Genomic DNA, 13,534 nt, shown 5'->3' with positions numbered 1-13,534 from the left:
CCTTTCCCAGGGGATGTGACTGTTTGAACTTGTGGGACTGCCTTCCAGCATCGCCCGCTGCCGCAAGGTGATGGCCAGAAAAAGCGTCGAGGCCGCGAAGTTGGAGCTGTCCTTAGTGGGAATGAGATGCCTGGGGCGCAGAAATAAGGTCTTCTGAACCCTGCGATCTGCAATCAAAGATCTGAGTATGAGTATAGGTGTGGTGTCCTAGTCTGAACCAAAATGGCCATACGTGGGCAGGGCAGATGGCTGCCAGCCTTGGCTAACTTCAGGGGAAGGAAAACGTAAACCTACCCGCCAAGCCAGGGGATGTGGCCAAGCCGCTAAAAGTCTGCGCGACGTTTCCGCTCTTGCGAACCGTTACGGTAAAGGGAATGGGAGCAGTTGATTGGGAGCAGCGCCGGAACAATCTCACCTCGATGAAGTATGGCCCTGAGGGCGGGGTGGAAGCCCAAAAGACATTCTCCACAGCATTTTGGGTTACGGCAACACAGTCGGCATTGGCATCCACATCCAGCCGTCCTCCAGAAGGGACAATTCGGTTGTTAAAAAACACGGTCTGCTGCGTGGGATCCGTAACATACAGGTCAAGGTCATCGATGGTGTTCCAACTCAAGGTAACTTGAATGGGGCCGGTGCCCAATACTGGAGGTGTGGGGGTGGGAGAGGGTGTCGGTGCAGGAGTGGGAGAGGGTGTCGGTGCAGGAGTTGGTGGTGGCCTCAGGGTAGGAGTTGGCGTGGGCGCAGGTTCCCCAGTGACCCTCTGAGCAAAGTTTCCTTGGAAAGTATTGCCAGCCAGGTAGGCTGCGACTACCGCATCTGGGGTGCCGGGGGCCGCCTGAATTGCCACTCCTACGCCCTCGCCCCGAGCCAGAAATGTATTTCCAGAAAGGGTACGGGCTTGTGTTCCTTGCAAAATGCGAATGCCGACGCTCCCGGCTATCCCACCCACGCCGATCCGGTTGGATTGAATGGATGGAATTGAGCCTGCCCCATCCAGCTGAATCCCGGTAGTGCCACTCGTACCTGCTTGCCGCGCCTGCAGTACCAAGCCGGCTCCAGCCGTGGGTGGATCCCCTTCGATTTGGTTGTTGCGGAAGATCCCGCCGGAGTTGTCACCATAGCGAACGGCCAAAGCCCCCAAAGCCTGGAGGAGGATCGTGTTGTTTTCAATGGTGGGATTGCTGCCCGGCACAGTGCCTATGCCCACCCCACCCGTTTTACTGACAATCGGCGAGACACGGCTGACCCGGCCATTCCCAGAGATCTGCACACAGGGATCCAAAAATTGCTGGCACAAGATCTGGGCTAACTGACCCAAGGCCCCCTCCAGAACTGCAGCATTGCCGTTGACCAAGATGTTGGAGCGGGGGTCGTTAAGGGTGACCTTGCCCGGTTGAAAGGTACCGTTGTTCACCTGCACCCGTCCACCTCCCAGCACCACGTCCACCCCCTGCAGGCTGGTTTGGCCGGCTACAATCACGTCAAAGAGCCCGGTCAGGATCTCATAGGCGGTGGAGCTGGTGATGCGAATGCGACCGCCGTTGGTGCCATCGCCGCCATCCAGGGCCAGGTTGCTTTGCAAAGTTTCCCTGCCCGTCCCCAAAATCTCGATCAGCACCTCCAGGCCGGCTGTGGCAGTCTGAAGTCGCTGCGCCTCTGCAACTGCGTCTGCCAGTTTGGTAAAGGGGCCACTGGCCGGATCCACTCTCAGGATGATGGGCCCGCCACCTGGCGGAGGAAGAGGTGGAGAACTGCCGCCGCCACCCCCACAGCCGAGGGCAACCCCCGCCAACAGAGGCAGCAAGGCTGAACAGATCCCCCAACCAGATTTGGATACTTGGCCAAGCATAGGTGGAAAGCCCTTTCAAGCGCTTAGCGGTCAAGGTTGTCAGAGCAACAAACAACTGCCACGGGGTCAAGGTACAGATGGCCAAGCTGGGATCCAATGCCCTCAGCAAAAGCATCCTCTAACGAATCCCCTCCTCAGTCAAGGCTTCGCAAGGGATCCGCAATCAATCATCAATCGGCAACAAAAATCTCAAAAATCTAGCGCTCTTCAGGAACTTGGAGGGTTCCGGCGATAATGTTCTGCTTCACCGCTTCCACGGCGGCCACCAAATCTGCCGGGAGCAAGGCTTGGTTGTACTCATCCAGAGCATAGCCGACACCCTCATTCTCCAGGCCAAAGGTTTGAATGCCGCCGACAAAGTTGCCTTCCACCACGCTGCGAATCACTTCATAGGTGGCCACATCCACCCTCTTCAGCATCGAGGTGAGACCGTGGTTGAGGGTGGCAGGGTTGTTGTCGGTATCCCCCAGGTAGTTTTGGTTGGCATCCACACCGATAAAGAACAGCGGACGGGTATCCCCACTGCAGAGGCTGGCATAATCTGCGGGCTTGGGCACTTCCGCAAAGGGATCCCGAATGAAACTCACCCCGGCGGGCAGATCGGAGGCTCTGAGGCATCTCTCTTGCTTGACAAAGTCGATCAACCCCAGGCCGGATCCCCCGGCAGCGGCATAGATGATGTCGGCCCCTTGGGCTTTTTGGGCAGCAGCGATCTCTTTGGCTCGGGCCGGATCGTTCCAGGCGGCGGGCGTAGTCCCGACATAGTTGGCAATGACGCGACAGGTGATGCCGTCTTCGGCGCAGGCATATTCCACCCCGGCTCGATAGCCCGCCTCAAACTTGTGGATCAGGGGGATGTCCATGCCCCCCAAGAAGCCGACTACACCGGTTTGGGTTTGCTTGCCGGCAATGTAGCCCACCAAAAAGGATCCCTCATGTTCTCGGAAGAGGAGGCTGGCCACGTTGTCTTTTTCGGGGGAAACTGCGTCCACCAAGCCGAACTTCACCTCTTTGAACTCAGAGGCACTGGCGGTAACAGCCGGTTCCAGGGCAAAGCCCACCCCAATCACCACATCAAACCCCTCTTCGGCAAACTTGCGTACCCCCGGCCCCAGTTGGGAGGGATCCGTCGGCTCAAAGTCGAACACCTGCACTCCAAAGTCCTGCTTGGCGCGTTCCGCCCCTTCTGCCGCCGATTGGTTGAAGCTGCGATCGTTTTTGCCCCCTTCTCCAAAGGCAATACCCACCCGTATTTGAGGCTGAGCGGCACTGCTGAGAACGAACAGCCCCGTCAATATCCCCGTTAATACCCAAGAGATCCCCAAGGTTTTGCGCATCATGATGGTTTCCTATCGCCCCAGTAGCTTGATTAGCATCTCTCGAAAAGCCATTTTGTCCGCTCTGAGCACAACCTCAGCATTGGCAGGCCGACCCAGAATGCCTAGGCGATCCACCAAGCTATAGCCGCGAGTTAGCTCTCCGCAACATTCCACGTCCACATAGTGACGGGAACTTTGGCCAATCAGTTCCGGCTGCAAAGCCATGGCCATGGTTAAAGAATCGGGATGGGTGATGCCGTCAAGACCTCCCCCTTCAGGATGGGAGCGGTTGAACTCCCAGGCCACCCGGTTCACCGCTAAGTAAAAGCGGCTGAGGGGAGTATCCAGGGAGAGGATCGGTTCTAGCTCTTCTCGTGTCAAAAAGCCATCGCTGACCGCCAGATCCCAAGGGGACAGCACCACCTCAAATCCAGCCTGCAACACCTTTTTGGCCGCTTCCGGATCCACGTAAAAGTTGAACTCGGCAGCCGGTGTGATGTTGCCGAGAGCATGGTTGGTGCCACCCATGATCCAGAGTTTTTTCACTTTGTGAGGTAGGTTGGGATCCTGAGCCAAGGCAAGAGCCAGGTTCGTCAGGGGGGCTTGGGCGATAATCTGCAGCTCTCCGGCCCAGCGGTTGGCCAGCTCCACAATGGCTGTCGGGGCGAAAAGCGATTCCGGGCGCTGCCTGGCCTTGGGGAAAAAAGAATTGCCCATGCCGTCTTCTCCATGGACGTAGGCCGCTGTAACCAGCTTGCCCACCAGGGGTTTGCTGGCCCCGGGATAGACCGGGATCCCAGCTTTTCCCGCCACCTCCAGGGTATAGAGAGCATTTTCAACGCATTGTTCCAGGTGCAAATTGCCAGCACAGACGGTGATCGCTTCCACACTGCTGTTGGGCCAGAGCAACCCAAAGAGCAACGAGGTGACATCATCTCCCGCCGTATCCGTGTCGATCAAAAAGCGCTGCACAGCCATACCCAGGCTAAGCCCAAATCAGGGTGACATCTTAACCTTTGCGGGCAGTCTCAGGGCAGCTGCTGAGCCGGTGTATCTTGAGAAGGGATCCCTGTAGACCAGAGTTGGCGATGTCCTTCTCCATCCGCTCCATTACACCACAACAGATGGCCCAATACCTACAGGATCCCGAGGCTGGGCCTCTGCAATTGATCGATGTGCGGGAACCGGCAGAGCTGGAGCTGGTGAATTTAAATGCCCTGGGCTTTCGCAACTACCCCTTGAGCCAGTACGAGGAATGGAGGGAACGGATCCTCACAGAGCTGGATCCAGATCAGCCAACTTTTGTGCTCTGTCATCATGGCCTCCGCTCTGCTCAGATGAGCCAGTGGCTACAGGCCAACGGGTTCACTCAGGTTCATAACATCAGCGGCGGCATTCACGCTTGGGCTTGTGAGGTGGATCCCTCCCTGCCCACCTATTGAGGTCACGGGCAAACCAGCACCATGTTCCCCATTCTTCATCTGCAGGGGGATCCCCAACAACGAGGCCAACAGTATGGATCCCAGGCGGCCCAACTCATTCGCCACAGCATTGCTAGTTACGCCCGCCAATTTGCCTACCGCTGTGGTCTCACCTGGCAGCAGGCCCAGACCCAAGCAGAGGGATCCCTGCCCTGGCTAGAGCGCCACGTGCCCCACCTGCTGGAAGAAATCCAAGGCATTGCCGCGGGGAGTGGCTTCCGTTTTGCCGAGATTCTGGCCCTCAATTTGCGCACCGAGATTTTATCCAGATCGGTTGTCGGTGGATCCCATCCCGACTGCGCCGCTGCTCTGGAACACAATCTCCAAAACGGAGTACCCCAGCACCCACTGGATCCTGCTCATGAATTCAAGGGGATTGATCTCATCGATCCAAACCCAGCCAAGTCAGATGGGGGAGAATGTACTACCCTAGCGGCCTTGCCCCAGGTTACCTCCACCCACCACACCTATCTGGCCCAAACCTGGGATTGGCTTGGGGAGCAGCGCAGGGCCTGTGTGCTGTTGTGCGTTCGCTCCGATACCCACCCTGCCTACCTCACCCTGACCGAAGCTGGGATCCTGGCCAAAATTGGCCTCAATCAAGCAGGGTTGGCCGTAGCCCTCAACCTCTTGCGCTCTACCCTAGATGGGCAAACCGAGGGAATGCCGGTGCATCTGCTGTTGCGCTTATTGTTGGAGTGCGAGGAGTGGCAGCAGGCTGTAGAGAGGGTGGGATCCTACCCCTACACCGCCTCCTCTTGTGTCAGCGTTGCCGGTATTACAGGACAGGCGACAGGCCTACAGCCCGCTAAGGCGACCAGCTTTGAAATCAGTCCACGAGGAATTGGCCTGCATCTCCCTCAAGGAGGGATCCTCGCCCACACCAATCATTTCCTGGATCCGGCCTTGCGAGAAGATGAGCTGCCCCCCCATATAGGATCCTCCACAAGGCTAGAACGGGCCTATCATTTGCTTCGCCAGAGCGCTCAAACCGGAACCCTAGAGGCGGTCACTCTTCAAAAAATCCTACAGGACCGGACGAATGCCCCCCACTGCATCTGCCGCTATCCGGATCCCCATCTGCCCGCCTGGGATCGCACCGAAAGCGTGGCGGCTGTGGTGATGGATTTGAACCGGCAAATCTTACACCTGGCCCCCAACATTCCCAATCAAGTGGAGTTTGTACCGATTTCCGGGATTTTCTAGGTTTGGGAGATGCAGTAGGATCGAGCTGAAGAGAGAGGAGGGGCAGGCGATCGCGTCCTTGCTGTCGCCACCAGACAGCGGGATGAGGAAAGTCCGGGCTTTCAGAAGAACACACCGCTGGGGAAAGCCCAGTGCGGGTAACCGCGAGGATAGTGCCACAGAAACATACCGCCGATGGCTGGGATCCCAGCACAGGTAAGGGTGCAAAGGTGGGGTAAGAGCCCACCAGCAACGTCGTGAGGCGTTGGCTCGGTAAACCCCGGTGGAAAGCAAGGCCGCAGCCGCAGGATCATGGCTGTTCTTCGCCCCTGTTGGCTGCATCGAGATCACGGTACCCAAAGCGGGGAAGGGTGCTCTCGATGGTGGTGAGCCGCTAGAGGGTGATGGCAACATCACTCCCAGATGGATGATCGCCAGTGCAACTCTGCACTACAGAACCCGGCTTACAACCTCCTCTCTTTTCTACTTGCACATCTACCTGTTTGCACATCTATTTGCACACAGAGAGAGTTTGTTCCGAGCTCACGGGAGTTCTGCAGGTTGCCGGGATCCCTGTGGTCTGCGGCTATTTATTGGCCGTAGTCAGTGTGTCGTTGGGAGAAGCTGTATCGCATGCCCACCTAGGGCACTTGGAGAGCCTTGTCCAATTGTGGGTGGCTGCGCTACGGCGTAGGTTCTGTCATTCTGGTCACGCCTGCCATCCACAGCTCCACGCAGGCTTGCAGGAGGGAGGGTATCCTGTCGGGTTCAGCGCTTTCTTCTGATTGTTTATCTGCCGGTTTCTCCTCATTCTGCTCCTCGACAGAGGGCTCCGCCCCGTCGGCGTGAACGGTGGGCAACTCGGCGGTCACTGCCAGCATGGCTGCTCCCAAAATCATCACATGCAAAACCCCAACGGCTGCATAAAGGCGATCCGGCTCGACAGATTGCAACTCAGAGTTGGGAAATCGCCGCAAATACTCTGTCAGCTGTTCTTGGGCCTGAGAAAAACCCAGCCGCAAGGCGCGACGATGCTCCTCAGAATAAAGACCGGCCTCTCCCACCAGGGAGCGCACCAGCTCAGGATTGTCGGCCAAAGCCCGAAAACAGGTGTGGACATAGCGCAGGAGAATGGCTTGCAACCCAGAACCTTGAGAGGGGGCGGGATCCGCCTTCAGGGGCAGATCGGCTATGCCGGAAAAGACCCCCAGCTCCCCAAATACGGCCAGGAGTAACCCTTGCTTGGTGCCGAAGTGCCGAAACAGGGTGACCTCATTCACTCCGGCCAAATCCGCAATTTGACGGGTGGTGGTCTGGGTGATGCCCTGACGAACGAACAGCTCCCGAGCCGCATTCAGCAGCCTTTGCCGAGAAGAAGGACGTGCCATAGTGAGGAGAAAACCTGAAGAATTGCGGCGGGCTGCAAGTGACGCTTGCATTTACGGTGGAATACCGCTAGGCTTAATGTCAAGCGAGAGGATGTCGGCAGCGTTGCCTCTGCTCCTCTTCTTCCTGTGTAGCCAAGTTCATCACAGCGGAGCACATAGCAAGTCACCGCTGGCTATGGCGGTGTCTTCAGGGGTTTGACTCCGTTTTCACGTTGGGCCGCTGTTATCCGGCGGCCTTAACCTGGGCTTTGTGTTTTGGCTCTTTCCTAGTCAGTCTAGTCTACTTCTTCTTCTGAGGTTTTGTGGGTTCATGACCACTTCTTTTTCTCGCCAATCGCTGAATCATCCCGCTCCGCTCAATCGGCCCGAGCCCCAAGAGTCCTTTCGGTTTGCTTGGGAACATGTGCTCTTCTTTGCCATTTTTCACGTGGTGGCTTTGGTGGGAGGCATTTTCTTCTTCTCCTGGCCCGCTCTGGGAGTAGCCCTATTTCTCCACTGGTGTTTCGGCAGCTTAGGCATCTGCTTGGGGTACCACCGCCTGCTCAGCCATCGTAGTTTCCAGGTGCCCAAGTGGCTGGAATATGTCTTCACGACTCTCGGTGCCCTGGCCGTTCAAGGGGGGCCGATCTTTTGGGTGGGCGGCCATCGTCAGCACCACGCCTTCACCGAAGACGAGGAGAAGGATCCCTATTCTGCTCGTAAGGGCTTTTGGTGGAGCCACATACTCTGGCTGATCTACCACCGCGAAGAATTTTTCAACCCTGAGAAGTATTCTGCCTTTGCGCCCGACTTGGCTCGGGATCCCTTCTACCGCTGGCTGGATAGGTATGCTCTGCTTTTGCAACTGCCGTTGGCTGCAATACTCTACCTGCTGGGGGGCTGGTCATTCGTCGTGTACGGTATCTTCGTGCGGACAGTGCTGCTACTGCATTGCACCTGGTTAATCAACTCGGCCAGCCACTTCTGGGGTTACCGGACTTTCGAGAGCAACGACAATGCCCGTAACCTTTGGTGGGCGGCCATTCTAACCTATGGTGAAGGCTGGCACAACAACCATCATGCCGACCCGAAGTGCGTTAAGGCCGGTTTGCGTTGGTGGGAGATCGACATGACCTACTGGGCCATTTGGCTGTTGGCGAGATTGGGCCTGGCTCGTAAGCTGCACCTGCCTGCCCAAGGCCAAGCTGCTCGCTGAACTGGTTTTTCCCAGACCTTGCAGAGGAATCATCCGGGGATCCCTATCCCTAGGGATCCCTTTTGGGTTGCAGAGAGAGCTAGTCTTCTAAGGGGCTATACTGCCACGCTCCATAGTGGTCAAGAATACGCTTAATTTGTTCTATGTCGGCATCGGGTTCTTGATGAATATGCAATGCCTCTATTTGGCTGTCTTGGTAGCGAAAGGTGGAGTTTTTTTTCCACTCCAGCTCCGTTTTCACCCCTGAAACACAAGCCAAATGGGCAGCCAATTCCCGATAAACCATCAGGGGCATAGAATCGTAGCGAACAGCGTAGCGTTTCAGCTTGGGGACGCTCACGTATGACAACCCAATCAACGTAGCTCAAAACAACTCAAGTATAGTCACTTCAAGTTAGATTAAGACGCTTCCTAACTACTCCGCGGTGTCGCCCAAATGCTCCGCATCACTTCCGCGAGCCCCCCAATCGCTCTCCCTAAGAGAGAGAAGAGCTAGGAAGCACTGCAACGGAACAGTTTCATTCCTCATTGAAATGACTATAACTTCTGGGCAATACAGTCACCAAAACCCCCCCGCTCAACACTCTTTGCTGGACACTTGACCGGCAAAATGGGATGGGACTAAGCAATTTTGTCATCGACCAAAGTGCAGCAGTTTACCTGATCCAGGCAAATCTTTCCCCATTGCAAGGCCCAGCGTACTAAGGCCACCCGATTTGCCGTTCGGGTCTTGCTCAAAATATTGCTGATGTGATTGTCAACGGTGCGCTTGCTGATCTCTAGGCGTTCCGCGATGTCCTGATTGGTCAGTCCTGCTGCAATCAACTCAATGACCTGCAGCTCCCGTTCGGACAACAAGTCCGCGGAATGATAGTCGGTGCCCATTCCGAATGCCTGCTTAAGATGAACTGTAAGGATTACCTACCCCAATTCTAGGGGATCACCCCTGAGATGGACAGCCCTGAAGAAAGGAAATCTTAGGCGATTCTCGTCCAGATTCTGGCTGCGGGCCACTGACGCGAGCGTTTTCGGATAGGCTTCACAAGGGATCCAAGTGCTTCCGGGGCAGTTCCACCTGAACCCACAGCCCACCGGTTTGTGGGTGATTGCGCAATTGGATGGTGCCCCCATGAACCTCGACAATCTGCCGCACAATTGCCAGCCCTAGGCCGGTTCCGCCTTTGCTGCGGGCCCGCGCAGTGTCGGTGCGGTAAAAGGGCTGAAAGACCAACTCAAATTGATCTTCTGGCAGGCCGGGGCCGTGGTCGTACACCTCTAGCCGCACCTGGGATCCCTGCTCCGAAAGCACCACATGGATAGGAGAGTCGGGCTTGCCATACTTGACGGCGTTGTCCAAGAGATTGAGAACGAGGCGGTATAGGCGTTGCTCATCCCCCCAGAGATAGATCTGGGACGATCCCCTCAGGTGCAGTTCCTGGTGGCGGGGTTTGGCCAACGGCTCCAAACTTTGCCAGGCTTCCTGCACCAGACTTGCCAGATCCACCCAGCGCCACTGAGAGCGGGATGCGGCTCCCAGATTGAGGGCACTGAGTTCGAGCAAGTCTTGAACCAAATGGCTCAGGCGCAGAGTCTCATTCAGCAATCGTTCCACCCAGACTGCTTGAGCGGCATCGACCCGGCTTTGTAAAGTTTCGGCCAGCAAGCGAATGGAGGTGAGGGGGGTTTTCAGCTCGTGAGCCACATCCGAAGCCCAGCGATCCCGCTGTTGGGCCAGCATTTTTGCTTCCAGCCGGTCTTCTAAAAAAATGGCCACGTGCGCTTGCGGCAGGAGCAACCCCCAAGCCCGCAGCGGAATCGGTTTGCCATCCCCACCGGAAGGGTAGAAAATCCATTCGCGACTTTGGACAGGAGCAGCGGTCTCCTGTCGGCGGGTAGCCTCGATGAGCTGATCCAACTCATAGGAGCGCACCCATTCCAGCAAGAGCTTGATGCCCGGCTGCCATTGGCTGATGCGCAGCAGGCGCTGGGCGGCAGGATTGCACTCCAGCACCACGTTGTTTTCGTCTACCCGCAGATATCCCCAAGGGAGCCGCTGACTCAGGTATTGCCAGTTTTGCAGTTGCTGTTTTTGGTTGGCCCAATCCAGATCTTGTTGGCGAAGATAACGGCTGAGCAAGCTGAGCATCTGTTCCGGGGAGTGGAGGGGCATGGCCAGATGCACCAGGGATCCCAACCGCTGCAATTCGCATCTGAAACGGCGCCGAGTCTGCCACAGCAGGAGCAACGTGCAAAGCAAACCGATTCCCAACCCGATCAGGATCCCGGCTTCCAGTCCCATGTTCCCACCACCTTTGCTGCCATTGTCGCTCAGGGAAGCAAGAGTGGAGGCGAAAGCCCGGTTGCCGGCCTCTTATCGACGATGTACGAGGGTGGTACTGGCTTGGTCGGTGGGCACAAGCAAGATCTCGCTGATGTTCACGTGGGGGGGACGGGTTGCCGCAAACACCACCACTTCAGCCACATCCATCGCCGTCAAGGGGGTGAGGCCCTGATACACTGCTGCCGCACGGGCGCGATCCCCACGGAAGCGCACTTGGCTGAACTCGGTTTCCACCAGGCCCGGCTGAATCTCGGTGACGCGAATGGGGGTGCCCAGTAAATCCAGCTTCAGCCCCTCAGAGATGGCCCGCACGGCGGCCTTAGAAGCGCAATACACAGCGCCACCTGGGTAGGTCTGCCGACCGGCAATGGAGCCGATGTTCACCACATGGCCTCGACCTCGCTCCACCATGCCGGGCAAAACGGCGCGGGTAACATAGAGCAACCCCTTGAGGTTGGTATCGATCATCTCTTCCCAATCTTGCAAGGCCCCCATGTGGAGCTTGTCCAAGCCACGACTTAAACCGGCATTGTTGATCAAGATGTCGATGTTGGCCCACGGCGAGGGCAAAGATTGAAGCGCCTGCTGCACGGCTGCCCCATCCCGCACATCCAAAGCCAGCAGGTAGGAAGGAGTGCCGTAAGCCTGCTGCAATTCCCCAGCCAGTTCCTGCAGCCGATCCTGACGGCGGGCCACCAGAATCAGGCGGGCTCCAGAACGGGCAAAAAGGGTGGCACAAGCGGCCCCAATGCCGCTACTGGCTCCGGTGATGAGCACGATGGAGTTTTCAATCATCATTTGCTAATTCAAATGCTGTGATTTCAATTGAGTGCAGTCGGCGAAAAGTGGACAGCCGCCCCCAGCTTCCTCCTCAGTGGGAGGCTACAGCCATTCTAGGAGTTCGAGCCACTTCCCCAGGGGGGAGCCTGGGATCCAGCAAACGAATCGTTTCGCTGCTGTTCGGTAGCGACGCTACCGCTTCCTGCAAAAGCTCCTTAAAGAGAGCGCTCCAGCAGCTTGACACAAGCGTACAGGGTATCCAAATGGGGAGTGGGCACGCCCACTAAACGCCCCAGCTCGGTGATGGCTCCCACAATGGCCTCGATCTCCGTCCGTCGCCCCAGCTCAATATCCTGCAGCATCGAGGTGCGATGGGATCCCACGCGGGCTGCATCCTCTAGCCGCTTTTCCAAAGAGACCGGCAGCCGGATCCCTAGAGCTTGGGCCACAGCCTCAACTTCCTGCATCACCGACCGAACCAAAGCACGGGTGGGTGGGTATTGGGCAATTTCATCTTGAGCAGCCCGGGTGAGGGCGCTGATGGGATTGAAGGCGGCATTGCCCCACAGTTTCTGCCAGATCTCGGCCCGAATCTGCGAGGTGAGGGTGGTGGAAAGCTGCGCCTGTTCAAAGATGGCGGCCAAGGACTGCAGCCGTCCTGACAGGGATCCATCCGGTTCCCCCAGAATGTAGCGCCCACCCCCTGTGTGCAAGACCACTCCTGGCTCTGCCAACTGCACGGCAATGTACACCACACAGCCGATCACCCGCTCTATCGGCAGATGGGCAGCGATAACCCCTTCTGGATCCACGGAAGTCAGGGAATGCCCCTCAAACTCGCCGCCATGCCGGTAGAAGTACCACCAGGGGATACCATTCTGGGCAATCACAATGGGGGTGTCTGGGCCACACAGGGATCCCAGTCGAGGGGCAAGCTGCGGCAAGCTGTGGGCCTTGACCGTCACTATCAGCCAGTCCTGTGGGCCAAGGGCAGCCGGGTCGTCGGTGGCCGTCAAGTGCTCCACCCAGGTTTGGGAGGGATCCCCCTGCCGGATCAGCTTTAGACCTTGGGTGCGGATGGCCTGCAGGTGAGCTCCACGCGCCACAACACTGACAGGGAAGCCCGACCGGGCCAGGCAAACGGCCAGATGGCTTCCCACCGCCCCGGCGCCAACAACACAAATCTTCATGGGCCTATCATCTTTTCGTCACCCACTTCACATCCAGGTGGCCAATTGACACGAGGCTGTGACAAGGGCCGAGCGGGATCGGGAGAAACCCCCGACAACTGAAGGGAGGGCTTTTGGAGAACCCTCACTCTGCCCCCCCTTGGGTCACCCTCAGGATCCCGTATCCAAGCGCCACACCCACCAGGGTCAGCACAATGCAGAGTCCAGCAGTGGTGAAGATCTCGCCAGCCATAGATTAGATTCCTCGCACATGGGTTACATCGCCTTCTCAGGATATCGGATCCCCAGCCCTGGCCTTCACTCCAGCGGTGTAGCGACCCAAACCTAGCTCCTGGAAAAACAGGCGTTCTCTTGGACTTGATAAGATCCGGCTATCCACCTCTATAATGAAAGCAATTTACAAGTCTTTACCGGCATAGGCTAAATTGTAATGCCTACAGCCGTAAAACTTGTCCGGTGGCTCTCGAATGCTCTGTTGGGCCTCGTGAGCCCTGGAAACGGTTCTCGATAGGGTCTTGGAGCGCTGGGAATTCTAACCCACTGGAAAGTTCCCAGGCAGTTCTCGCCAAAGAGCCGTTCAAAGAAACTGAGGCAAAAGACCCGAGGGTTGAGTCTTTATACCTAGGCTCCGCTCTTGCTTCGAAGAAGCAAACTTTGTAGTTTCATTAACGTCCTCATTCATTTAGATGTCTTTAAGGAGTAGTTCAGATGACCATAGCGGTAGGGCGCGTGCGTCAGGAGCGAGGATGGTTCGACATCGTCGATGACTGGCTCAAGCGCGACAGATTCGTGTTCATCGGCTG

General features: G+C 57.1%; 13 protein-coding genes and 1 other RNA gene. 4 read left to right on the top strand and 10 right to left on the bottom strand.

Annotated features, from left to right (window positions below; all coding sequences use genetic code 11):
* Positions 1-268 precede the first annotated feature (268 nt).
* The 3 genes from ACVWYZ_RS11700 to ACVWYZ_RS11690 all read right to left on the bottom strand — a co-directional run bounded on the left by ACVWYZ_RS11700 (position 269) and on the right by ACVWYZ_RS11690 (position 4,149).
* Positions 269-1,807 (bottom strand): right-handed parallel beta-helix repeat-containing protein, encoded by a 1,539-nt coding sequence (locus tag ACVWYZ_RS11700; RefSeq protein ID WP_457467154.1) that lies wholly within the window; start codon positions 1,805-1,807, stop codon positions 269-271.
* A gap of 242 nt (positions 1,808-2,049) precedes the next feature.
* Entirely contained in the window at positions 2,050-3,189 is a 1,140-nt protein-coding gene (locus ACVWYZ_RS11695; RefSeq protein WP_457467171.1) for a BMP family lipoprotein, read from the bottom strand.
* A gap of 12 nt (positions 3,190-3,201) precedes the next feature.
* Entirely contained in the window at positions 3,202-4,149 is a 948-nt protein-coding gene (locus tag ACVWYZ_RS11690) for a nucleoside hydrolase (protein WP_414357935.1), read from the bottom strand.
* Between the two features lie 110 nt (positions 4,150-4,259).
* Here ACVWYZ_RS11690 and ACVWYZ_RS11685 point away from each other — a divergent pair, with 110 nt between their 5' ends.
* The 3 genes from ACVWYZ_RS11685 to rnpB all read left to right on the top strand — a co-directional run bounded on the left by ACVWYZ_RS11685 (position 4,260) and on the right by rnpB (position 6,320).
* Positions 4,260-4,613 carry a rhodanese-like domain-containing protein gene (locus ACVWYZ_RS11685; RefSeq protein ID WP_414343313.1) on the top strand — a complete coding sequence of 118 codons (354 nt, stop codon included), beginning with the start codon at positions 4,260-4,262 and terminating at the stop codon, positions 4,611-4,613.
* A 21-nt stretch (positions 4,614-4,634) separates the two neighbouring features.
* The gene (locus ACVWYZ_RS11680) at positions 4,635-5,858 is read left to right on the top strand and encodes a C45 family autoproteolytic acyltransferase/hydolase (protein ID WP_457467153.1); all 1,224 of its coding nucleotides are present in this window, start codon (positions 4,635-4,637) and stop codon (positions 5,856-5,858) included.
* Positions 5,859-5,890: 32 nt separating this feature from the next.
* An RNA gene (rnpB, locus tag ACVWYZ_RS11675) (RNase P RNA component class A) lies at positions 5,891-6,320 on the top strand.
* 200 nt (positions 6,321-6,520) lie between these two features.
* Here the strand turns inward: rnpB and ACVWYZ_RS11670 are convergent.
* A complete protein-coding gene (locus ACVWYZ_RS11670) occupies positions 6,521-7,225 on the bottom strand; it encodes a TetR/AcrR family transcriptional regulator (protein ID WP_457467152.1) in 705 nt (234 codons plus the stop codon).
* A 310-nt stretch (positions 7,226-7,535) separates the two neighbouring features.
* Between ACVWYZ_RS11670 and ACVWYZ_RS11665 the strand changes: the two genes are divergently transcribed.
* Positions 7,536-8,420 carry an acyl-CoA desaturase gene (locus ACVWYZ_RS11665; protein ID WP_414523215.1) on the top strand — a complete coding sequence of 295 codons (885 nt, stop codon included), beginning with the start codon at positions 7,536-7,538 and terminating at the stop codon, positions 8,418-8,420.
* 79 nt (positions 8,421-8,499) lie between these two features.
* On the opposite strand, the gene ACVWYZ_RS11660 is transcribed toward ACVWYZ_RS11665, so the two are convergent.
* The 6 genes from ACVWYZ_RS11660 to petM all read right to left on the bottom strand — a co-directional run bounded on the left by ACVWYZ_RS11660 (position 8,500) and on the right by petM (position 12,963).
* Entirely contained in the window at positions 8,500-8,760 is a 261-nt protein-coding gene (locus ACVWYZ_RS11660) for a hypothetical protein (RefSeq protein ID WP_414343320.1), read from the bottom strand.
* 281 nt (positions 8,761-9,041) lie between these two features.
* On the bottom strand, positions 9,042-9,305 hold the full coding sequence (gene pedR, locus ACVWYZ_RS11655; RefSeq protein ID WP_011432496.1) for a photosynthetic electron transport-dependent transcriptional regulator PedR: 264 nt from the start codon (positions 9,303-9,305) through the stop codon (positions 9,042-9,044).
* 154 nt (positions 9,306-9,459) lie between these two features.
* A complete protein-coding gene (locus ACVWYZ_RS11650) occupies positions 9,460-10,719 on the bottom strand; it encodes a sensor histidine kinase (protein ID WP_457467151.1) in 1,260 nt (419 codons plus the stop codon).
* A gap of 72 nt (positions 10,720-10,791) precedes the next feature.
* The gene (locus ACVWYZ_RS11645) at positions 10,792-11,559 is read right to left on the bottom strand and encodes an SDR family oxidoreductase (protein ID WP_457392662.1); all 768 of its coding nucleotides are present in this window, start codon (positions 11,557-11,559) and stop codon (positions 10,792-10,794) included.
* 197 nt (positions 11,560-11,756) lie between these two features.
* Entirely contained in the window at positions 11,757-12,731 is a 975-nt protein-coding gene (locus tag ACVWYZ_RS11640) for a ketopantoate reductase family protein (RefSeq protein WP_414409199.1), read from the bottom strand.
* Between the two features lie 124 nt (positions 12,732-12,855).
* Positions 12,856-12,963 carry a cytochrome b6-f complex subunit PetM gene (gene petM, locus ACVWYZ_RS11635; protein WP_011432492.1) on the bottom strand — a complete coding sequence of 36 codons (108 nt, stop codon included), beginning with the start codon at positions 12,961-12,963 and terminating at the stop codon, positions 12,856-12,858.
* Positions 12,964-13,534 lie beyond the last annotated feature (571 nt).

Source organism: Thermostichus sp. MS-CIW-37 (assembly GCF_054060065.1).
This window is presented reverse-complemented; position numbering and strand designations above follow the sequence as displayed.

Coding starts and splice junctions, on each gene's coding strand:
- ACVWYZ_RS11695 (WP_457467171.1), bottom strand. CDS start 3,189: ATGCGCAAAACCTTGGGGATCTCTTGGGTATTAACGGGGATATTGACG.
- ACVWYZ_RS11690 (WP_414357935.1), bottom strand. CDS start 4,149: ATGGCTGTGCAGCGCTTTTTGATCGACACGGATACGGCGGGAGATGAT.
- ACVWYZ_RS11685 (WP_414343313.1), top strand. CDS start 4,260: ATGTCCTTCTCCATCCGCTCCATTACACCACAACAGATGGCCCAATAC.
- ACVWYZ_RS11680 (WP_457467153.1), top strand. CDS start 4,635: ATGTTCCCCATTCTTCATCTGCAGGGGGATCCCCAACAACGAGGCCAA.
- ACVWYZ_RS11670 (WP_457467152.1), bottom strand. CDS start 7,225: ATGGCACGTCCTTCTTCTCGGCAAAGGCTGCTGAATGCGGCTCGGGAG.
- ACVWYZ_RS11665 (WP_414523215.1), top strand. CDS start 7,536: ATGACCACTTCTTTTTCTCGCCAATCGCTGAATCATCCCGCTCCGCTC.
- pedR (WP_011432496.1), bottom strand. CDS start 9,305: ATGGGCACCGACTATCATTCCGCGGACTTGTTGTCCGAACGGGAGCTG.
- ACVWYZ_RS11650 (WP_457467151.1), bottom strand. CDS start 10,719: ATGGGACTGGAAGCCGGGATCCTGATCGGGTTGGGAATCGGTTTGCTT.
- ACVWYZ_RS11645 (WP_457392662.1), bottom strand. CDS start 11,559: ATGATGATTGAAAACTCCATCGTGCTCATCACCGGAGCCAGTAGCGGC.
- ACVWYZ_RS11640 (WP_414409199.1), bottom strand. CDS start 12,731: ATGAAGATTTGTGTTGTTGGCGCCGGGGCGGTGGGAAGCCATCTGGCC.
- petM (WP_011432492.1), bottom strand. CDS start 12,963: ATGGCTGGCGAGATCTTCACCACTGCTGGACTCTGCATTGTGCTGACC.